20 protein-coding genes are annotated in these 20,006 nt (G+C 67.3%); 17 read left to right on the top strand and 3 right to left on the bottom strand.

Features of this window, described 5'->3' with window-relative positions; all coding sequences use genetic code 11:
- Window positions 1-70 precede the first annotated feature (70 nt).
- Entirely contained in the window at window positions 71-328 is a 258-nt protein-coding gene (locus tag ACTMTF_RS20800) for a hypothetical protein (protein ID WP_441112177.1), read from the top strand.
- Between the two features lie 159 nt (window positions 329-487).
- On the opposite strand, the gene ACTMTF_RS20795 is transcribed toward ACTMTF_RS20800, so the two are convergent.
- The 3 genes from ACTMTF_RS20795 to ACTMTF_RS20785 all read right to left on the bottom strand — a co-directional run bounded on the left by ACTMTF_RS20795 (window position 488) and on the right by ACTMTF_RS20785 (window position 2,194).
- Window positions 488-1,045 carry an MOSC domain-containing protein gene (locus ACTMTF_RS20795; protein WP_441112176.1) on the bottom strand — a complete coding sequence of 186 codons (558 nt, stop codon included), beginning with the start codon at window positions 1,043-1,045 and terminating at the stop codon, window positions 488-490.
- A 103-nt stretch (window positions 1,046-1,148) separates the two neighbouring features.
- Window positions 1,149-1,589 (bottom strand): DUF6463 family protein, encoded by a 441-nt coding sequence (locus tag ACTMTF_RS20790; protein WP_441112175.1) that lies wholly within the window; start codon window positions 1,587-1,589, stop codon window positions 1,149-1,151.
- Window positions 1,586-2,194: a DUF2867 domain-containing protein gene (locus ACTMTF_RS20785; protein ID WP_441112174.1), complete on the bottom strand. Its 609-nt coding sequence runs from the start codon at window positions 2,192-2,194 to the stop codon at window positions 1,586-1,588. Before ACTMTF_RS20785 ends, ACTMTF_RS20790 begins: the two co-directional genes overlap by 4 nt.
- Window positions 2,195-2,409: 215 nt before the next feature.
- Between ACTMTF_RS20785 and ACTMTF_RS20780 the strand changes: the two genes are divergently transcribed.
- The 16 genes from ACTMTF_RS20780 to ACTMTF_RS20705 all read left to right on the top strand — a co-directional run bounded on the left by ACTMTF_RS20780 (window position 2,410) and on the right by ACTMTF_RS20705 (window position 20,000).
- Window positions 2,410-3,048 (top strand): TetR/AcrR family transcriptional regulator, encoded by a 639-nt coding sequence (locus ACTMTF_RS20780; protein WP_441112173.1) that lies wholly within the window; start codon window positions 2,410-2,412, stop codon window positions 3,046-3,048.
- A gap of 1 nt (window position 3,049) precedes the next feature.
- On the top strand, window positions 3,050-3,976 hold the full coding sequence (locus ACTMTF_RS20775) for a LysR family transcriptional regulator (RefSeq protein ID WP_441112172.1): 927 nt from the start codon (window positions 3,050-3,052) through the stop codon (window positions 3,974-3,976).
- Window positions 3,977-4,070: 94 nt separating this feature from the next.
- Complete coding sequence (locus ACTMTF_RS20770; protein ID WP_441112171.1) at window positions 4,071-5,234, top strand: NAD-dependent formate dehydrogenase; 1,164 nt, start codon at window positions 4,071-4,073, stop codon at window positions 5,232-5,234.
- Window positions 5,235-5,501: 267 nt separating this feature from the next.
- A complete protein-coding gene (locus tag ACTMTF_RS20765) occupies window positions 5,502-5,753 on the top strand; it encodes a hypothetical protein (protein ID WP_441112170.1) in 252 nt (83 codons plus the stop codon).
- Between the two features lie 78 nt (window positions 5,754-5,831).
- Entirely contained in the window at window positions 5,832-7,238 is a 1,407-nt protein-coding gene (locus ACTMTF_RS20760; protein WP_441112169.1) for a hypothetical protein, read from the top strand.
- A 704-nt stretch (window positions 7,239-7,942) separates the two neighbouring features.
- A complete protein-coding gene (locus tag ACTMTF_RS20755; protein ID WP_441112168.1) occupies window positions 7,943-9,094 on the top strand; it encodes an FG-GAP-like repeat-containing protein in 1,152 nt (383 codons plus the stop codon).
- A gap of 194 nt (window positions 9,095-9,288) precedes the next feature.
- Complete coding sequence (locus tag ACTMTF_RS20750) at window positions 9,289-10,062, top strand: alpha/beta hydrolase (RefSeq protein WP_441112167.1); 774 nt, start codon at window positions 9,289-9,291, stop codon at window positions 10,060-10,062.
- A gap of 198 nt (window positions 10,063-10,260) precedes the next feature.
- Window positions 10,261-11,334 carry a LacI family DNA-binding transcriptional regulator gene (locus tag ACTMTF_RS20745; protein ID WP_441112166.1) on the top strand — a complete coding sequence of 358 codons (1,074 nt, stop codon included), beginning with the start codon at window positions 10,261-10,263 and terminating at the stop codon, window positions 11,332-11,334.
- Between the two features lie 154 nt (window positions 11,335-11,488).
- Window positions 11,489-12,421, top strand: coding sequence for a DUF6772 family protein (locus ACTMTF_RS20740; RefSeq protein WP_397004259.1), 933 nt, complete (start codon window positions 11,489-11,491; stop codon window positions 12,419-12,421).
- A gap of 45 nt (window positions 12,422-12,466) precedes the next feature.
- Entirely contained in the window at window positions 12,467-12,793 is a 327-nt protein-coding gene (locus tag ACTMTF_RS20735; RefSeq protein ID WP_397004257.1) for a DUF6385 domain-containing protein, read from the top strand.
- A 52-nt stretch (window positions 12,794-12,845) separates the two neighbouring features.
- Window positions 12,846-13,775, top strand: a complete 930-nt coding sequence (locus ACTMTF_RS20730; RefSeq protein ID WP_441112165.1) for an ABC transporter permease — start codon at window positions 12,846-12,848, stop codon at window positions 13,773-13,775.
- On the top strand, window positions 13,772-14,668 hold the full coding sequence (locus ACTMTF_RS20725; RefSeq protein ID WP_441112164.1) for an ABC transporter permease: 897 nt from the start codon (window positions 13,772-13,774) through the stop codon (window positions 14,666-14,668). The genes ACTMTF_RS20730 and ACTMTF_RS20725 overlap by 4 nt, the downstream gene beginning before the upstream one ends.
- Before the next feature lie 66 nt (window positions 14,669-14,734).
- Window positions 14,735-16,246 (top strand): ABC transporter substrate-binding protein, encoded by a 1,512-nt coding sequence (locus ACTMTF_RS20720; protein WP_441112163.1) that lies wholly within the window; start codon window positions 14,735-14,737, stop codon window positions 16,244-16,246.
- A 28-nt stretch (window positions 16,247-16,274) separates the two neighbouring features.
- Window positions 16,275-17,267 carry an ABC transporter ATP-binding protein gene (locus ACTMTF_RS20715; protein WP_441112162.1) on the top strand — a complete coding sequence of 331 codons (993 nt, stop codon included), beginning with the start codon at window positions 16,275-16,277 and terminating at the stop codon, window positions 17,265-17,267.
- A complete protein-coding gene (locus tag ACTMTF_RS20710) occupies window positions 17,264-18,079 on the top strand; it encodes an ABC transporter ATP-binding protein (RefSeq protein WP_441112161.1) in 816 nt (271 codons plus the stop codon). Before ACTMTF_RS20715 ends, ACTMTF_RS20710 begins: the two co-directional genes overlap by 4 nt.
- Window positions 18,080-18,152: 73 nt before the next feature.
- Window positions 18,153-20,000, top strand: coding sequence for a glycosyl hydrolase family 28-related protein (locus tag ACTMTF_RS20705; RefSeq protein WP_441112160.1), 1,848 nt, complete (start codon window positions 18,153-18,155; stop codon window positions 19,998-20,000).
- The last annotated feature ends 6 nt before the right edge of the window (window positions 20,001-20,006 follow it).

The raw sequence follows: 20,006 nt of genomic DNA, 5'->3' as shown, positions 1-20,006 counted from the left end.
CGGAGGCCGTACCGGTCTGCCGGCCGTCCTGACAGAGCCGCAGCGTCAGCTCGCCGGGCGGGCTGCCCACGTGCGTGACCACGTCGACGTACACCGGGCCGGGCACCGGCTCCACCCGGCGGATCACCACCGTCAGCTCGCGGTCGCCGAGGGTCTGCGCGACATGGACGTCACCGCCGCCGGGCACTCCGTCGGCGAACGCGGGGGCCGCCACGATCCAGACGAGTCCGAGCGCGCACAGGAACACCGCCACCGCTCTCACGAAGGCACCGCCGGCTGGGGCGTGCGGACGACGCCGGACTTGGCACGGCGTTCGCGGGTGAGGTGAAGAACGTCCATGCCCGGGATGGAACCGGGGAGCCGTGTGGCCCGTACGACTCGAACCGTGAAGCTACCGTGAAGAGCGGCCGCGCCCGGCCGGCCGGTCCGGCCGGAGCGGAAGGCTGGCGGTGAAGGTCACCGGGCGCCGTGCCGGCGTGCTGAGGGTTTACACCCGGGTGAGTGAATGGTGGGGAAGTGGCGGCAGTTCGACGCGAATCCGGTCTCCGGGTCTTACTACCCCTCCCCGCGACACGGTCCCCATGATCCCCGCCAGGCGGACAAGGTTTCCATCGCTGTCCGTCCGCACCACCTGCTTCAGCAGCCCGGTTCTGAAGTCGTTGATCTGCTGGCAGGGATTTCGCAAGCCGGTCACGGAGATGACCGCGTCACCGATCGTGAGCCTGGACCCCACAGGCAATCCCAACAGGTCGATGCCCCGGGTCGTGATGTTCTCGCCCAGGTCTCCCCTCTTGACCGCGAAGCCGGCCTCGTACAAGAGGTCGAACAGCTCGGAGTGGATCAGGTGTACCTGACGGAGGTTGGGTTGCGAGGCATCGGCCTTGACTCGCGACCTGTGCTTCACGGTCACCCCACAATGGGCGTCCCCCTCGACACCTCGACCCTCCAGCAGGTTGATGAGATCCCTGCTTTCCTTGCTGAACGTGTGCGTCGGGCTGAGGTGTACGTCCACCACCTCGCCGGCCAGGCGAGACTTCCCCGTCATGCTCGTCCCTCTCCCTGTGCGTGCAGCTGGTGCGGTCCTCTCAGCGCCGGCCAGGCCCGGCGCGCAGCCTGCTCGGGTCGGCCTCGGCTGAGGCGTTCCTCGGTCACCCCGCCGGCTTCTCGGCGTGTGGAGATCGCGTTGTGTCGGCGTGGGGCGCGGAGTTGATGCTGTGCTGGGCGCGTCGAGCCCCGATCAGCAGCAGGATGGCAGGGAGCGGGCCGGCCAGCGCCTGTGGCGTCGGCCCGAGGACCACGGCATCGATCACTGACCAGATCCCCAGCGTCCATGCGATGAACGTCGGAGGTGTGATGCCGCGACGATCCAGCCACAGCACCGTCAGGCCGATCAAGATGACCGGCACGCCGAAGCTGTCCACACTCAGCCAGTACGCGCTGTTGGCCGGGCTCATGGCAGCGAGGTCTTCCCCCCATAACTCCCCGCTGAACCACGCCCCGGCGTGGTGTGCGGCGCCCTCCACCGTCAGCGCGCCCAGCGTGTGCAGCACTCCGAACAGCACGATGAGCCGACCAGCCCATTTGATCATCTGGATTCTCCTGGGTGCCTATCCCGGTTCCACCACGCCCGTTCCCATTTCCCGGTCAATGCCGGGTAGACGATCAGGCGCCGGAACGGCTTGATCGTGGCCATGTACAGCCGTCCGAGCAGGCCGTTGGGCTTGACCAGGGCTGCCATCCGCAGTTCGTACCCGCCGTCGTCGGCCGGCACCCAGCCCAGGTGACAGATGCCGTGGACGGTCTTGTTGGTCAGCTCGATGACGCACTCGTCACGCAGCTCGTACACCATGGTGAACGGGGTGTTCGGCACCGCTTCCCCGGCCGCGTCCTGGCGCAGGTCCTGGGGCAGGCGGTCGCACAGCGACGCGACCCGCCCCACGACGCTCTGCTCGGGCTCGTCCCAGCGGAACAGGGCGCCCAGCTTCCAGCGCACGGCGAACAGGAACCGGACCACCGGGGGGTTCTCGTTGAGGCCGCCGCCGGCCCGCAGCGCGGCCAGCATGACGGGGAAGTCGTCAGGCCCGGCGCCGGGTGTCCGGTATGCCCACACATCCTCGACCTCGAAGTCAGGCGCGATCTCGTGGATCCGCCATGGGCGGGCGGTGTGTTCGGCGTCGGGGAGCCTTATCGACATCACAGCCGCCCTGTCACCGTGAGAGACGCGACGCGAGCCGACCTCCCTGGCGGCCTTGGCCCACCGACGGCGTGCGGGGAGGTCGGGCCGCGGAAGATGTCGAAACGGAGTGACATATCGCTGTCTCCTCTAGCGTTGTACGTTACCGTATAAGTCGAACGTAGTCCGGTTATACGCTTCCGTACAACCGGTCCGGGGAGTGAGGTAGGCAACACATGGGTGCGTTGCGCACACCGCGCGAGAAGTGGGTCGAGGAGGGGCTGCGGGCACTGGCCGAAGGCGGTGTGGACGCGGTGCGGGTCGAGGCCTTGGCCAAGGCGCTCGGCGTGACCAAGGGCGGTTTCTACGGCTACTTCGCCGATCGTGGCGCGCTGCTGACAGAGATGCTGGACGCCTGGGAGCGCGAGTGCGTCGACGACGTCCTGGCCCGGATCGAGGGGGAGGACGGCGACGTGCTGGACAAGGTTCGGCTGGCCGGGCAGCTCACCTTCTCCAGCGCGCGACTGTTTCCCATCGACCTGGCCGTCCGTGACTGGGCCCGCCGCGACCAGGCGGCCGCCGAACGGCTACGCCGAGTGGACAACCGGCGGATGCAGCTCCTACGCGACGCGATCAGCACCGTCTGCTCCGACCCCGAGGAGGTCGAGGCCCGCAGCCTGCTCGCCTTCTGCATGGCGATCGGCGGCCACTTCCTCGCCGTCGACCACCCGGGCCGCAGCCGCGCCGAGGTGTACGCGCGCGCCAGCGATCTCCTCCTCAACCGCTCGCCCGCGACCTCGGCGGCTCTTCCCGCGGTCGACGTGGGCCACCCGCCGGAGGGTGGACGGAAGGGGTACATACGCGACATCCTGTGACGTGCTGTTGCGCCAGTTGGAATATCTGGTGGCCCTGGCCAGGGAGCGACATTTCGCCCGCGCCGCCGCGGCCTGTCATGTCTCCCAGCCGTCGCTGTCGGCGGCCATCCGCAAGCTGGAGCGTGAGCTGGACGTGCCGCTGGTGCGGCGCGGGCAGCGCTTCGCCGGGCTGACGCCCGAGGGCGAGCGGGTGGTGCTGTGGGCGCACCGCATCCTCGCGGACGCCGACGCGCTGCGCCAGGACCTGTCCAAGATGCGCGAGGGCCTGTCGGGGACGCTGCGCATGGGGGCGATCCCGACCGCGCTGACCGCCGCCTCCCTGCTGACCACGCCGTTCTGCGAGCGCTATCCGCACGTACGGGTGCTCCTGACGTCGTTGTCGTCCCGGGAGATCACGCGGCGGCTGGCCGGCTTCGAGATCGACATGGCGATGACCTACCTCGACGGCGAGGAGGATCTGGGCGAGGTACGTGTCAGCCCGCTGTACGAGGAGCGCTACCTGCTGCTCACCCCGTCCGACGGTGAGCTGGCCGACCGGCGGGTGGCGCGCTGGGCGGAGGTCGCCGCCCTGCCGCTGTGCTTGCTCGCCCCCGAGATGCGCAACCGCCGCATCCTGGACGCCAACTTCCGCCAGGCAGGGGCGGTCGCCGTGCCGGCGATCGAGACCGACACCGTTTCCGCCCTGTTCGCGCATGTGGCGACGCACCGCTGGTCCAGCGTGATCGCGCATGCCTGGCTGCACATGTTCGGCGTTCCGGAGGGCATGCGGGTGGTCCGGCTGGAGCGGTCGGCCAGGGAGCCTCGGGTGGGGCTGGTCGTGGCCGGCGCGGGACCGGAGTCGGCGATGGCCAGGGCCGTGCTGGACATCGCCAGGGACCTCGATCTGCGTGAGGTGTTCGACCGGATCGCCGCTGAGCACCTGGCATAGACGGCGCCTATCACCCGATAGACACAAACGCTTTGACCTGCGAAGACGTGCGGGCTGACAGTGAGATCACCCCGAACGACGAGGAGCCGGAACCATGGTCAAAGTGTTGTGCGTGCTCTACGACGACCCCATCGACGGACATCCGACCGCCTACGCACGCGACGGTCTGCCCGCGCTCACCGGCTACCCGGGCGGCCAGACGCTGCCCAGCCCCAAGGCGATCGACTTCACCCCCGGCCACCTGCTCGGCAGCGTCTCCGGAGAGCTCGGGCTGCGCCGCTTCCTGGAGGAGCGCGGGCACACCCTCGTGGTCACCTCCGACAAGGACGGCGACGACTCCACCTTCGACCGCGAGCTGGCGGACGCCGACGTGGTCATCTCACAGCCGTTCTGGCCCGCGTACCTGACCGCCGAGCGCATCGCCCGCGCCCCCAAGCTGAAGCTGGCCATCACCGCCGGCATCGGATCCGACCACGTCGACCTGGACGCCGCCATCGCCCGCGGCATCACCGTCGCCGAGGTCACCTACTGCAACAGCATCAGCGTCGCCGAGCACGTCATGATGATGATCCTCTCCCTCGTACGCGACTACCTGCCCGCCCACCGGACGGTGCTCGACGGCGGCTGGCACATCGCCGACCGCGTCGCCCGCTCCTACGACCTGGAGGGCATGCACGTCGGCACCATCGCCGCCGGCCGCATCGGCACGGCGGTGCTGCGCCGCCTCAAGCCGTTCGGCGTGCACCTGCACTACACCGACCGGCACCGTCTGCCGGCCGAGGTCGAGGAGGAGCTCGGGCTCACCTTCCACCCCGACGCCGCCGCCATGGTCCCCCACTGCGACGTGGTGACCGTCAACGCGCCGCTGCACCCGGAGACCGAGGGGCTGTTCGACGACGCGCTGCTCGCCACCATGAAGCGCGGCGCGTACCTGATCAACACCGCCCGCGCCCGGATCGCCGACCGGGACGCGATCGTCCGCGCGCTGGAGAGCGGGCGACTCGCCGGCTACGCCGGCGATGTCTGGTATCCCCAGCCCGCGCCGGCCGACCACCCGTGGCGGACGATGCCGCACCACGGCATGACACCGCACATCTCCGGCTCGTCCCTGTCCGCGCAGGCGCGTTACGCCGCGGGGACGCGCGAGATCCTGGAGGCGTGGCTGGAGGGGACGCCGATGCGCGAGGAGTACCTCATCGTCGAGGGAGGCGCCCTGGCCGGGGCCGGTGCGCACTCCTACAGCACCCGGGCGCGGTGAAAAGCCGGCTCTGACCTTGGTGTCGCTGGGCGGCGCCGTGGACCTGGTCGCCGGTCACCGGAACACGGTCCGCCCGACGGTACGGTCGCGGCGGACCGGGTCAGTCGTCGCCGCGGGCCCGGATGATCAGGTTCATGCCCGGCCTCCTGGATAAACGCATGGCCGCTGTGATCACCCGAGTTCAGCAGCGCCAGGCACAGGCCGACGCATGAGAGCACGCCCCGGCACCTCGGGCCGAGATTCAGCGCGTTCGCTGGAGTCGGCATCGTGGGCACCGCTCACGCTGGCGCGATCCCGGCCGGCGAGGCCGGCGCGCAGATCCCCTGCTACGACATCCGGATCAACGACGTCGGCTTCTACCGCAGCGTGTCGATCAAGAGCAAGTGCGGGCAGACCAACAAGGTGCGGGCGAGGATCGCCTCATGGCCCGACGGCCCGTGCTGGACCATCGGACCTGGTGAGCGTCGGACCCACTACTACAGGTCGCCCGGCACGTTCTACAACCTCACGAAGCGCTGACGACCGGCTATACCGGCGACATACCGGCGTTTCCTATGCTGGCGGATCCTCACCTACGGATCATGCTGAAGGATCGTCATGCCTCGTCCCGCTCTCATTGCGGCAGCCGTCTCGCTGCTGCTGTCGCTGCTCCCCGGCGTGTCCCATGCCGCGGTGCCCGCTGTGGTGGGGACAGCGGCGAACCTCGTACGGGAGGTGGAGCCGCGTGCCGACGGAGTCAGGCATGTGGACTCCAAGGCGATGGTGGCGGCGTTGCGGGCCCTCAACGTGAACACCTACGTCTATCCCATGGCCGGCGACCTCCATCACTGGGACGACCTGCGTGAGGAGTTCCTCCCGGCCGCGGCGAAGGCCGGGATCGACGTGTGGGTCCTGGTGTACGCGCCGAGCCAGACGGGCTGTTGCGTCTCCCGGCCGTACAAGCACGACTACGTGAAGTGGGCGAGTGAGCTCGCCACCCTCTCGAAGAGCCATCCGAACCTGGCCGGATGGACCGTGGACGACTACAGCTACGATCTCAGGACGTTCACCCCCGCGTACGTCAAGCAGATGCGCGCCGCAGCCAAGGCGATCAACCCCTCGTTGAGATTCATCCCGACCGTCTACTACGCCCACTTCACCGATGCGTTCATCGCTGAGCAGGCCCCGCTGCTGGACGGGGTGATCTTCCCCTTCTGGGATGACCCGGTCCGCGACACGTCGTGGTCGTGGAGCCTGTCCTTCCAGGTCAAGCAGCTCGCCAAGCGGCTCCCTGACACCGACGTCTACGTGATGCCGTACGCCTATCCCTTGAGCCACGCCGCCCAGAAGCCGACTGTCGCCTACGTCGAGGCGGTCACCAGGAAGGCGCTCGATCATGTTCGTACGGGAGAACTCGCCGGGGTGGTGCAGTACAAGCTCCCCTTCATGTCCCGTACCTCCGGGTGGGAACGTCCCGCGACCGACAACCTCGCCCGTGAGGGCGACGGATGGCTGAGTTTCGTCGTCCAGGCCGACACCGCCACCAGCGCGGGGATGTGGTGCGGCGCCACGCGGAAGGTCCAGCTCACGCCCGGCGCGGCCCAGCGCACGGTGAGCTTCTGGCACCGGGACGACCGGAGATCCGGGCACCCGGTCGGCTACCACGTCAAGCAGCTGCTCCTCAACGGCAAGGTGGTCTGGGAGCGGGACGTCACCGCTGATCAGGACGCGTGGCAGCGGACCACGATCGATCTGACGGCCGAGCTGGCCGGTGCGACGAGCGCGGCACTGCAGTGGCGCCTGTACGAGCGCAAGGGCGTGACCGACTACGTCGTCGACGTGCGCGTGGACGACATCGTCGCCACCGGCATGCGACTGAGCGACCCGGGCGTGGAGAACGCCGGCATCTGGACGTCCGTACTGTCCCGGCGAGGCGGACCGGTCTACTGCTCCGCGCAGGTGTACCACCAGAACTACGGCGCCGATCTCAGCGCGCGCATCACCCAGCTGTACGCCGCCGGATAGTCACGAGGTCGTCGGCGGCAACGCCTGCCCGCGGTGCCGGCTCGGCCTGCCAGTCGTTGGGCGGCAGTTCGCCGTTGTCGCCGGCGCCGTCGCGGAACAGGTACCGGTCGCGCTCGCGCGATCCGGGTAATCCAGCCGGCCGAGCACAGCATGCGGGTGCCGGGGCTGATGGCCCTGCTGAACAGCATGGTGGCGCACGCGCTGGAGGCGGCCGGCAACGACCGCTCACGAGCGCACTCCTCCGAGCGGTACGCCGACCTGAGGGGAAAGATCGTGACCCTTCTTGAGGAGGGCCGGGCGGCGGGAAGCGTCCGGTCGGACATCTCCTTGGCCCTCCTTGCGGATCGGATCATCGGTCGTTTCGGGCTTTCGCCATCCACGTCAAACGCCGAGCACGGCAGGGCGCCGCCATATTGGCGACATACCGAGAACATACCGGGTGTCGCTACTTTCGCATGTGATTCTTCACCTACCCATGGCTGAGTGCGCGGCTGGGGCGAAGTGCACGGCGAATATCACCGTCAGGTGACTCTGAAAGGACCCAAGAACAGATGCCGATTCGACTCGGAACCACCGGCGGCGCCCTTTCCGCCGGCACAGGCGCCTCATTCACCGGCGTACCGCGAGCCGCACCCACTGCGCGACGACGATTCGGCCGGACCGTACTCACGTCCGTGCTGGCCATATTATGTGGCATCGTCCTGATGGCGTCCCCCGCGGATGCCGCATCGACGCGACAGCAAATCGTCAGCGTGGCCACCGACCAGCTCGGCGGCACGGAATGCAACCCGGGCTACCACAACAGCTGCGGTATCGCTTGGTGCGCGGAGTTCGCCCGTTGGGTGTGGGGCAAGGCCGGCGTGTCCGACGTGCGGGGCCTGGACTCCTGGGCGCAGTCGTTCAAGACCTACGGGAAAGAGCGAGGTCTCTACCACGCCCGCTCCAGCGGATACCGGCCCCAGCCGGGTGACGCCATCGTGTTCGACTGGGACCACGACTCTGACGATGACCACCCGATAGACCACGTCGCCATCGTCACCAGCGCGAACAGTACCCACGTCGCCACGATCGGCGGCAACCAGGGCGACAAGGTCAGTCGAGCGAGCTACTCGCTCACGAACGGGGACATCGACGGGTACGTGGCACCTGCGGGCGTCGGTAACGAGCCGCCGGTCGACGAGCCGATGCTCGGCAACAGTGTGACGGGTGACTCGTACGCTGACGTGCTGGCTGTGGATGCCGGTGGGACGATGAGGTTGTACAGCAACAATTTCGTGCGTGATGACGGTCAGCCGTTTAGGGGGAGTCAGCCGCGCGAGGTCGGGCATGGTTGGAGTGGTTCGACGCGGATTATTCCGGCGGATGTCACGGGTGATGGGTTCACGGATCTGCTGGCTGTGGATGCCGGTGGGACGATGAGGTTGTACAGCAACAATTTCGTGCGTGATGACGGTCAGCCGTTTAGGGGGAGTCAGCCGCGCGAGGTCGGGCATGGTTGGAGTGGTTCGACGCGGATTATTCCGGCGGATGTCACGGGTGATGGGTTCACGGATCTGCTGGCTGTGGATGCCGGTGGGACGATGAGGTTGTACAGCAACAATTTCGTGCGTGATGACGGTCAGCCGTTTAGGGGGAGTCAGCCGCGCGAGGTCGGGCACGGCTGGAGCGGCTCGACGCGGATTATTCCGGCGGATGTCACGGGTGATGGGTTCACGGATCTGCTGGCTGTGGATGGCGGCGGCACGATGAGGTTGTACAGCAACAATTTCGTGCGTGACGATGGTCAGCCGTTTAGGGGGAGTCAGCCGCGCGAGGTCGGGCACGGCTGGAGCGGCTCGACCCGCATCCTGGCCTGACAGTGCGGATGTAGATGAACGCCTTCCGGCGGAATCTGGCTCTCGCCCTGACTGACCATGGTGTCTTCAGCGGGATCCGTTGTTCCGTCCGGGAGGCGTTCGTCCGCACTCACCGGACGCATCATGCCGCTGAGATATCGGCGGCGAATCCCCCGGAGCGGGTCACGAGTCTGCACCGGGCATAATTCGACATCGTGCGCGAGATCCCTTACAAGGCGGTCGCCGGCGGCAGGACGCTGTTCCTTCATGTGTCGCCACCGCGCGAGTCGATCGGCTCGCCGGCGCCGACGGCGGTCTTCTACCACGGCGGTGGGTGGGTGGCGGGGAGCTGGCGGATGTTCCTGCCGCAGGCCGCTCGCCTCAACGCGCTGGGCGTGCTCGCCGTCCTGGTCGAGTACCGCACGGAGGGGCCCGTGGTGGCCGCCGAGGACGCGGTGGCCGCCATGAACGCCGTCGTCGAGATGGGCCACGACATCGGATGCGACCCGGCGCGCATCGTGGCGATCGGCGGCTCGGCCGGGGGACACCTGGCACTGGCGACGGCCGTGCTCGAACTGCCGAACACCGACCCGGTCCATCGGCCGGCGGCTCTCGTCCTGCTGAATCCGGTCACGAACACCTCCGGTGACTTCCCGGTCGGATTCGGCAGACGACACTTCGACAATGCCGATCAAGCCCGGCTCTACTCGCCGATGCATAATGTCAGCGAGAAAACGCCCCCCATGCTGATCATGCATGGCACGGCGGATACCGCGGTGCACCACGAGAACTCGGTCGACTTCGCCAGGAAAGTGACGTCGCACGGCGGACACGCCGAGATCATCCTGTACCCCGGCCAGCGACACGGGTTCTTCAATCCGCGAAGCGGGGCCCCGCATCGGCCCGGTGCGGAAAATGGCACGTATTTCGACCGGACCACACGGGAAATGGCGCGATTCATCCGCCTGACGGTCATCGAAAAGCCATAACCGGAAGGGTTCCGCAGCGCCACCGCAGCGCGACGAGAGCGCGCCCGATGGCGAGCTGACGGTGTCCCGTCGTTTCGGCTGCGACGGCGACCGGCTCCGCGACGTCGCCCCCGGCGACCCGACGACGGACTCTTGACGGCGCGCGTCATCTGTACGTAACGTAAGCGCCACTCGACCTGATACGTATTAAGGACGGATATGGCAGCGCAACGGCGGCGCCCTACGCAGGTTGACATTGCCCGTCGCCTCGGCGTGTCCCAGGCGACGGTTTCCCTGGTCATCAGTGGTGGCGCGGCGAGCGACCAGGTCGCTGAAGACACGCGGCAGGCGGTGCTCCGAACGGCCGCCGAGCTTGGCTACGCGGTCAACGCCGCGGCGCGCAATCTCAAGGGCGGGCGTAACCGGATGCTCGGCGTGTACACCTTCGAGCCGGTCTTCCCGGTGGACCAGCGTGACTTCTACTTCCCGTTCCTGCTCGGCGTGGAAGAGGCGACCGCCGAGTACGGCTACGACCTCCTGCTTTTCAGCTCGGCGACCTCGGGCGGTGATCGACGCATATACGCCGGCGGGGTCAACCGGCTCAAGGTGGCCGACGGCTGCGTTCTCCTCGGTCGTCGCCTCCATCACGACGACATGGCCGGGCTCCTCCGTGAGGACTTCCCTTTCGTCTTCATCGGGCGGCGTGAGGTGCCGGGTGAGGAGTTGTCCTACGTCGCGGCCGATTATGTCGGTGCGACGCGCGATGCGGTGCGCTCGCTGATCCGGCGTGGACATCGGCGACTGGCGTACCTGAAGTTGGCCGATGACAAGGAATGGACCCGGGATCGGGAGGCCGGGTTCCGGCAGGGACTGGTGGAAGCCGGGATCTCGGACGACCAGGTCCTCGTCCACACGATGGACGAGACGGCATACGTCTCGGGTCTCCAGCTCTCGGAATGGCTGGCCGCGGGGATCACAGCGGTGGTGATCGAGCCCAGCGCCGACGACCGCGCGATCGTCGCCGTAGAGCGCGGGGCCGCCGAAGCCGGCGTCGGCATCCCGCACGACATCTCGGTGGTCGTGCTCGGTGACCCGCCACTCGTCGAGGCGACCAGACGCGACTGGACACGGTTCAGCATCCGCCGCGAGGAGATGGGTCGCGAAGCCGTCCGGCTGCTCCTCGAACTGCTGGACGACGACACCAGGAGCGCCCGGCAGCTGTACCTGGATTGCACCCAGATCCCCGGGGACTCGGTGGCGGAACCGCCCACCGGTGGCCGCCATGACCGATGAACGGCAGGTCGAACGAGTCGCCGGCTCGCGGCGAACCCGCACCAGAGGGAGCGGCGAGATGCTCGACCGCAATCGATGCTGATCGACCGGCGACCCCTTCTCATACCGGCCCGAACGCACCCGCGGAGCGGGCATTCGTCACCACGGAGGAACGATGCACAAGGTCATTGCCTATGAACGCGGCCTCGAGAAGTTCAAGCCGTTGCGCAACATCGTCACCTACGACGACTTCGATCGTGGCTTCAACGGCTGGATGGATCTGACTCCGAACTTCGTCAACGACGACTACCGGCACCATCCGTCCGAAGTGGACCTGGCGAGCTGGGCGCCGAGCATGATCAGCGCGGCGCCGATGCGATTCGCCGCCACCCACGGATCGATGGAAGGCACATACTCGCTCAAGCTGAACACCAAACCGGTCGCCAACCGCTACGAGGAGAAGCCGGCGAACGGAAGCATGGGCGTCGCGCTCAAACGGCTCTCCAACTTCGACCCCGCCATGCGGTATATCCAGATGGAGACGTGGTATGCCTACACCCCGCAGCAGGACCGGCTGGGCTTCGGCGAAGAGGACATGCGTGCGTTCGGTTTCTACTTCGACTTGCAGGATTCCCAGTACCGCTGGATGCCCGGCCTTCGCTACGTCAACTCGGTCAACGGCGAACTGACCAAGAAATGGCAGTACTGGAAAGTCGCTGACGGGGTGACGAAGAAGGACTGGTGTTATGGGCGTGAGGACGGCTGGCAGCGACCGGGAATCGACAATCTCTGGTACGGGCGCCGCTTTCCCGACGGCTCCGCCGATGCTTTCCAATGGATGCCTGACGGTGAGCAGGATCTGCTCTACAACGAGAGCCCGGACAAGATCAACTGGCTGTATCTCCGGCTCCTGGTCGACTACCAGCGGCGCGAGTACGTGGAAATGCAGAGCATGGACCGAACCTTCGACCTGCGCGGCCTGACGCCGACCCTGTCTGATCCCTACAAGAGCATCACCAATTTGATCAACCCCATCTTCTTCGTCGAGACCGACACGAACCGAAGCGTGAACCTCTTCCTCGATTCTGTTGTGTATTCCACGGAATGAGATCACCAGAACCACTGCAGATATTCTTCGAGAAGGGTCCGCTCTGTGCTCACATTTGCCACCTCGGTGATCGAACGCCGGCTCGAGATCAGCGCCGTGCACACCACCCACCCGTACGAGGCCGGTTGGGCCGGCGAAGCGGTCTTCTTCATTCAGGTCGAAGGCCGGCATCCAGAGCTGTCCATTCAGGCGCAGATCTCCCCGGACGGGCTGCATTGGATTGATCGGGGCCGCTCCTGCGTGATGTCCGCGCAGGAGGAGATCGCCTCGATCGACCTGGTGAATTTCGGCGGGTGGCTGCGTTTGGCCATTTCCGGTGCGACGCCTGAGCAGCCGGCGACCGTGCTCGTCCACCTCGCCCTGAAGGGATAACCCGTAGCTGGGACGCTTCGTCCTCGCTGCGATCGAGAGGAGGGGAGGGCTGATGCTCGCCCAACTCGTACGTCGACTCGGCCTCATGGTGTTCACCGTGTGGGGTGCGGTCAGCCTCACTTTCGTGATCCTTCGGCTCGCGCCCGGGGATCAGGCCACCGTGCAGCTAGGACCAGATGCGGCCGCCGCCGATGTGGCCGCGTTGCGCGAGGAGCTCGGGCTCACTCAGCCGATCTTCGCGCAGTACCTGGACTATCTTCGCTCGGCGGTAACCGGTGATTTCGGTGAGTCGTACCGGTTCCGTGAGTCTGCGATGACGGTCATACTCGAGCGATTTCCGGCAACCGTTCTGCTCGCGGTCACCGCGACGGTTCTGGCGTTGACGATCGGTCTGGTGGCGGGCGTGGTCGCGGGCCGTTCGCCGGGACGACCTGTCGACCGCGCCATCTCGGGCATCGCTCTCGTGATGCAAGCGATTCCGTCGTTCTGGTCGGGCATCATGCTCATCCTCCTGATGGCGTTGACCTTGCGGCTCTTGCCCAGTGCGGGGTCTGGTGACCTGCGGCACCTGGTGCTGCCGGCGATCACCCTCTCGATCCCGTTCACCGCCCTGGTCGCCCGGATCACCCGCAGCAGCGTCGCCGAGGTGACGGCCGAGCCCTACATCCTGACCGCGCGGTCGAAGGGGTTGTCCGAGCGCGCCGTGCTGACCCGGCATGCCGTGCGCAATTCGATGATCCCGGTCGTGACGATCGTGTCGCTGCACATCGGCACCTTGTTGGGCGGCGCCGTCATCGTCGAGCAGGTCTTCGCGTGGGAAGGGGTCGGATCGCTCCTGGTCGATGCGGTCGGCAATCGCGACTACGCCATCGTGCAAGGCGCGACCGTGCTGCTCGCGATCGTCGTGGTGACGATGAACCTGCTCGCCGACGTGGTCAATTCCCGGCTGGATCCACGCATCCGGGCGGGGGTCACCTCATGACGACGATGGGCCTGGCGCCGAACCCGGTGACGCCGACGACGGCTCCGAATTCGATGCGGACCGGGCGGACCAGGATGGGCCGAGTCGTCGTAGCCGTCCCGGTCCTGATTTTCGGCCTGTACGTCGTGGCGGGGCTGCTCGGGCCGCTGTTCATCGACTACTCGCCGGTGGGCGGCGAGCTCGATGATCGCCTCCTGCCCCCCGGCTCGGCGGTGAGCGACGGCAGCACCGCCGTGTTCGGCACCGACGCGCTCGGCCGGGATCTCTTCGGCCAAGTCGTCTATGGCGCCCGCACATCCCTGGTCATCGGCACGCTCGTCGTGCTGTTCAGCGGCCTGGTCGGCATCACCGTCGGCACCGTCGCAGGTTATCTGCGGGGCAAGACCGATCTCGTGGCGTCGCGCGTCATCGATGTGCTGCTCGCGTTTCCCGGCATCTTGCTGGCCATCGTCATCGCCGGGGTGTTCGACCGAAGCCTCGCGATCGTGGTCATCGCGCTCAGCGTCACCAACTGGATCAGCTTCGCCCGGCTGTCGCGTTCGATGGCCATGACGCTGCGGGAACGCGACTGGGTCAAGTCAGCGACGGTCATGGGAGTCCGCCGGGGACGCATCATCGCACGGCACATCCTGCCGTTCATCGCCGGACCGACACTGGCGCTGGCCACCACCGAGTTCGCCGCCGCCATTCTGGCTGAGGCTTCCCTGAGCTTCCTCGGGCTCGGCCTGCCAGCGGCGTCGGTCTCCTGGGGGCAGACCATCGCCTCCGGCAAGGAATATCTCGCCAGTGCGTGGTGGATATCTGCCATTCCTGGCATCGCCCTCGCGGTGCTCGTGATCTGCGTGGGCTTCACCGGAGATCGCCTCACCCGCTACTTCAGCCGACAGCAATGACGAAACGAGCGCAGTTCCGGTCCACCCCCCATGGCTGACGGACACAGCCCAGCAAGGAGTAAGGCAATGAAATTCCCACGGCACGCCGCGATCGCGGCAACCGCCCTCCTAGGCCTGCTTGCGGTCGCAGCGTGCGGCGCCGATGGAGCTTCGACCGGTAGCGGTGACGACGCGGGCCGAGGGGAAGTCGCCGTTGCCAGTCCGTTCCCCACCGAGTCCATCGATCCGAACGGACCCCTGGCCATTGACGGCGGCACTCGCGTCGCATCCTTACAGCTGTACAGCCCGTTGCTGGAAACGGTCGGCCCGGGCAAGTTCGACGGTAGAGCCGCGGAGCGCTGGGAGAGCAACGATGCCGCGACGGAGTTCACCTTCACGTTGCGTGACGGGATCACCTTCTCCGACGGCTCGCCGATCACGGGCCGGGACGTGGCCGCGTCGTTCGAGCGCACGGTGGCTTCCGACAGTCCGTTCTCGGCGAACTTCAAGGGTGTGGGCGTCAAGGCGACCGACGACACGGTGACGTTCACACCGGCTGACCCCGACCCCGCTCTTCCGGCCAAGCTGACCGGAGTGATGATCACCCCGGCCGGCGCCACCGAAGGCAGCTACTTGGCCAAGCCGGTGACGTCCGGTCCGTTCCAGGTGGAGTCGTTCACCCCTGGTGGAAACCTGGTCATGGTCCCCAATGAGAAGTACTGGGGAGAGAAGCCGAAGGTCGACAAGCTCACCATCCGGTCCATTCCCGAGGTCGCCGCGAGGGTCACCGCCTTGCAGACCGGTGAGCTCGACGTCATCTGGGGCATCTCCGACGACCAGGTGGCACAGCTGAAGGGCAACCCCGAGATCAAGGTCGTCTCCGCGGCGGGTTCCGGTGTCATCACCATGTGGATGAACGCCTCGACGCCGGCGTTGGAGAAGGCCGAAGTGCGACGGGCGCTGTGGCAGGCAGTGGACTTCGACAAGAAGATCAAGGCGCTGTTCCCGGAGACCGGTGAGCTCGCCGACTCGGTCATCGGCCGCACGGTGTTCGGCTATGCGCCACAGAAGCCGGTGGTGCACGACCCGGCCGCGGCGAAGAAGGCGCTTGTCGACGCCGGCTTCGACTTCGGCAAGACGTTGCGCTTCCACTTCTCCCAAGCGCAGTTCCGGCAGTGGGTCAATTCGGTCGCATCCGATCTCGCCGCGATCGGCGTCAAGGTGGAAGTGCTGGAGAAGGAGCAGGCCGTCTACACCGAAGACCTCCTGGCGCTGAATTGGGACATCAACATCCAGCAGGTCGGGACGCTCGGGCTGGACGCGTCGTACAACCTCGGCCGGCTCTATACCTGCGCCGCGAAGCGGACCGGCTACTGCAATCCGGAGCTGGACGACACGCTGAAGCGGGCCGGGACGTCCACCGACCCCGCCAAGCGGCAGGCGGCTTACGCCGAGGCGACCGAGCTGATCTGGAACCAGGCGGTGGGAATGTATCCCATGTTCGTCAAGAACGTATTCGCCACCAGGGCCGGAGTCCAAGGTTTCGTACCCGACGGTGAAGGTCTGCCACGATTCGACACGGTCTCGGTTGATGAATGACGTACCCCAGCCTACGAGCGCTACGGCCATGATGTCCGATGGTGCGCCCGGGACATCCTCTGGTGCCCTCCGGGTCCGCGAGCTGTCGATCCGGCTGCCCGGCCCTCGCGGCATGGCGACCGTGGTCGATCGGGTCTCGTTCGATGTCGTCCAGGGCCGGACGACCGGACTGATCGGCGAGTCGGGGAGCGGCAAGTCGCTCACGGCCATGGCGCTGGTCGGTCTGACCCCGGACACCGCCGAGCTCAGCGGGCAGGTCCTCTTGGACGACGAGGACTTGCTGCTCGCCACTCCGGCGCGGGTCAGGCTGGTCCGGGGCTCGGAGATCTCGGTGGTGTTCCAGGATCCGTCGACGGCGCTCAATCCGACGATGACGATCGGTGACCAGGTCGGTGAGATCCTGCGCTCCCGCGGGCTGTCCCGGCGTCAGGCGCGGGCGCGGGCCGCTGACCTGCTCGACCACGTCGGCATTCCCGACGCCGCGGACCGGGTGAGCGCTTATCCCCATGAGTTCTCCGGCGGGATGCGGCAACGGGCGATGATCGCGTTGGCGCTGGCGGGCGGGCCGCGCTTCATCCTGGCCGACGAGCCGACGACGGCGTTGGACGTCACCGTGCAGGCGCGGATCCTGGGTCTGCTCGCCCGGCTCCGCGACGAGGACGACCTCGCCATGCTTCTGGTGAGCCACGACCTGCGGGTGATGTCGCACGTGGCCGACGACCTGGTCGTGATGTACGCCGGCCGTGTCTGCGAGCACGGACCGGCGAAGACGGTGCTCTCGCGTCCCCTGCACCCGTACACCGACGCGCTCGTGCGAAGCGTGCCATCGGTGCGGACGCAGGCGGCGATCGCCGATCCCCTACCGGGCAGCCCGGCGAATCCGTTCGACCGCCCGGCCGGCTGCCCGTTCAACCCGCGCTGTCCGCGGGCCGTCGACCGCTGCCGAACCGAGGTGCCCGAACTGCGGGAGATCGCGCCGGGACGTGCCAGCGCCTGCCATTTCGCGGAGGAGTTGCGATGACCGGCGCCACAGGACTGCGGATCGCGGATCTCACGGTGACGTATCCCGGTCCTCGCACCGGCGGCCTGGGCCGGCGATCGCCGATCACGGCGGTGCGTACCGTCAGTCTCGATGTCGCACCACAGGAGACGGTTGCGCTGGTGGGCGAGTCGGGATCCGGCAAGTCCACGATCGCCCGGGCGATCGTGGGGCTCGTCACCCCCGCATCGGGCACCATCGAATACGACGGAGTCTCGCTCCTGGACCGGCGTCACCGCGCCCAGGGACGGGACATCGCGATGATCTTCCAGGATCCGCGCTCCTCGCTGAACCCGCGCATGTCGGTGGAGGCGTCGATCGGCGAGGCCTGGCATGCGCACCCGGAAGCGGCCCCGGCGGGTGCGCGCACTGATCCGCGGCGCCGCCGGGACGCCGTCGTCCACCTGCTGGGCCAGGTCGGGCTCGATCCCGACGTCGCGGGCAAGCGACCCACGGCGCTGTCCGGTGGTCAGTGCCAGCGGGTGAGCATCGCCCGCGCGTTGGCGCTGGGCCCACGGCTGCTCATCTGCGACGAGGCGGTCTCGGCGCTCGACGTCTCCGTACAGGCTCAGGTTCTGCAGTTGCTGGTGAGCGTGCGCGAGGCGCTCTCGCTGTCGATGCTGTTCATCACCCATGACCTCGGCGTCGTGCGTCAGGTGGCTGACCGCGTCGCGGTCATGCGCCGGGGTGAGCTGGTCGAGAGTGCCGATGCGCAGTCGCTGTTCGCCGCGCCCCAGCACGAATACACCAGAGAGCTCCTCGCCGCCGCCGTCGATCTCGACGTGAGCCGCTGAGACCGACCACCACGAACCATGACTAACCACCACGGCTCACCCCCCATCTCCGCCACCGTAGGGAGAAATGCAGATGACTGACCGAATCAACCGTCGCATGATGATCCGTTCCGCCGCCGCAGGCGTCGTCGGCGTCGGCGGGCTCGCGATGAGCGAGGCCGCCCGCGCCGAATCGGCACCGCCGAGCCTGGTCGATGCCGACGGTTCCCCGGTCCTCACGCCGCAGCAGTTCGGCGCCGTGGGTGACGGTGAGGCCGATGACACCGCCGCCATCCAGGCAGCGATCAATGCGGCCCGTTCGCAGCTGAACAAGATCGTCGTGTTACCGCCTGGGAAGTACAAGGTCACCTCGACGCTCGTGGTGGGTGATCACGAATACGAGTCGCCGGGCGAGCACCTCAACCGGTTCGTGCTGCGCGGCTACGGGATGCACGGCGGGGAGCCGTCGAAGATCACCTTCCACCACGATGGTGTGGGCATCCGGTGGGAGGCTTCACTCGGTGGGATCAACGGCATCGCCTTCGACGCGCCGCAGAAGACCGCCAACAACGTAGGGCTCCACTTCGCCCGTACGGCGAACACCGACGACACCGACGTCACCATCGTCGAGTGTTCGTTCCTTCGCTTCCAGCGTGCGATCGAGAGCGTCGGCCGCGGATTCCTCTTCATCAATAACAAGGTCGCCGTCTGCACCACGGGGATCGCCATTTCGTGGCCCACGGAGGGGGTCCAGGGCAGCGGCGTGCATGTCCTGCCCTACGGCCTGCGCAAGTGGCTGATCACCGACAACCACTTCCACTCGAACTTCGACGCGATCGTGTTCAACGGCGCTCCGGATGGCGACTTCCGCGGCGCGGTGATCAGCAACAACCTGCTCGACATCGGCCGCCGGCTCTTCAAGGGCAGCCTCACGAACTCCACCATCTCCGGCAACGTGATCGAGAACGGCACCGGGAACGCGATCATTCAGATCGACGCCGGTGGTCACAATCTCACGGTCACCGGCAACGTGATCGGCGGGTTCGACACGACGCCGGGGGCGTGGGACCCGCCCCGATACGCGATCCACTTCACCAGCGGGGTGTCCGCGAAGAACGTCACGATCTCGGCGAACTCGTTCAACTGGATCGGTGGCTCCGCCATCCGATTCGACCAGTCCGCCGACAAGATCAGCATCACGGACAACTCGTTCGATCACTGGAACCTGAGCAACTCGTCGACCCACGCTGCGGTGCTCGTGAACGCCGACGCCACCCGGTTCGCGATCCTCGGCAACGTCATCTCGGCCAATCCGAAACCGGCAGGGCTGCCGATCCGGGTCACCGGCACACTGAGCCAGTCCAACGTGGTCGGCAACGTGTTCGAGCAGGAGGGCCTGGTCACCGCCGGGTCGATCGATGCCGACTCGTTCGTCGAGTTCGAACCGGGCCGGTTCACCAGGCTCCAGCTGGCCGCCCCGAAGGCCGCCGCGATGCGCGTCCTCAGCACGGCCGTGGACGGCATCGCCGCGGACGACAGCTACGGCGGCTACCTCGTCGAGGGCGCGCTGCCGGCCGGCTCGGGACCAGGAGTCAAGGGTGGTGTCGAGGTGGTGGCGGTGAACGCGTCCGGCTCGGCGGCCACCAACCTGCTGTGCTCGACCAACTCCACCAACCAGATCGTCTCCTTCCAGGCCGGCGTCGCCGGGCTCATTCCGCCTGTGGACAACGCGCGCGACATCGGCAGCGAGGACGCACGTATCCGGACCGTGTTCGCCCACGCCACCCGGCTGCACCCGTACACGGTCGCGACCTTGCCCACGGCCGCCGACGCGCCGGGTGCGTTGATCCACGTCGACGACGGTCACGACGGCGCGCCCTGCATGGCGATGTCGGACGGTAGGTCGTGGCGCCGCCTGCCCCTCGGCAACGCCATCGGGTAGCGCCGA

Origin of the sequence: Nonomuraea sp. ZG12 (genome assembly GCF_052068115.1) — a bacterium.
Classification (GTDB): domain Bacteria; phylum Actinomycetota; class Actinomycetes; order Streptosporangiales; family Streptosporangiaceae; genus Nonomuraea.
Note: the sequence above shows the minus strand (reverse complement) of the source record. Positions and strands in the feature narration are given on the sequence as shown.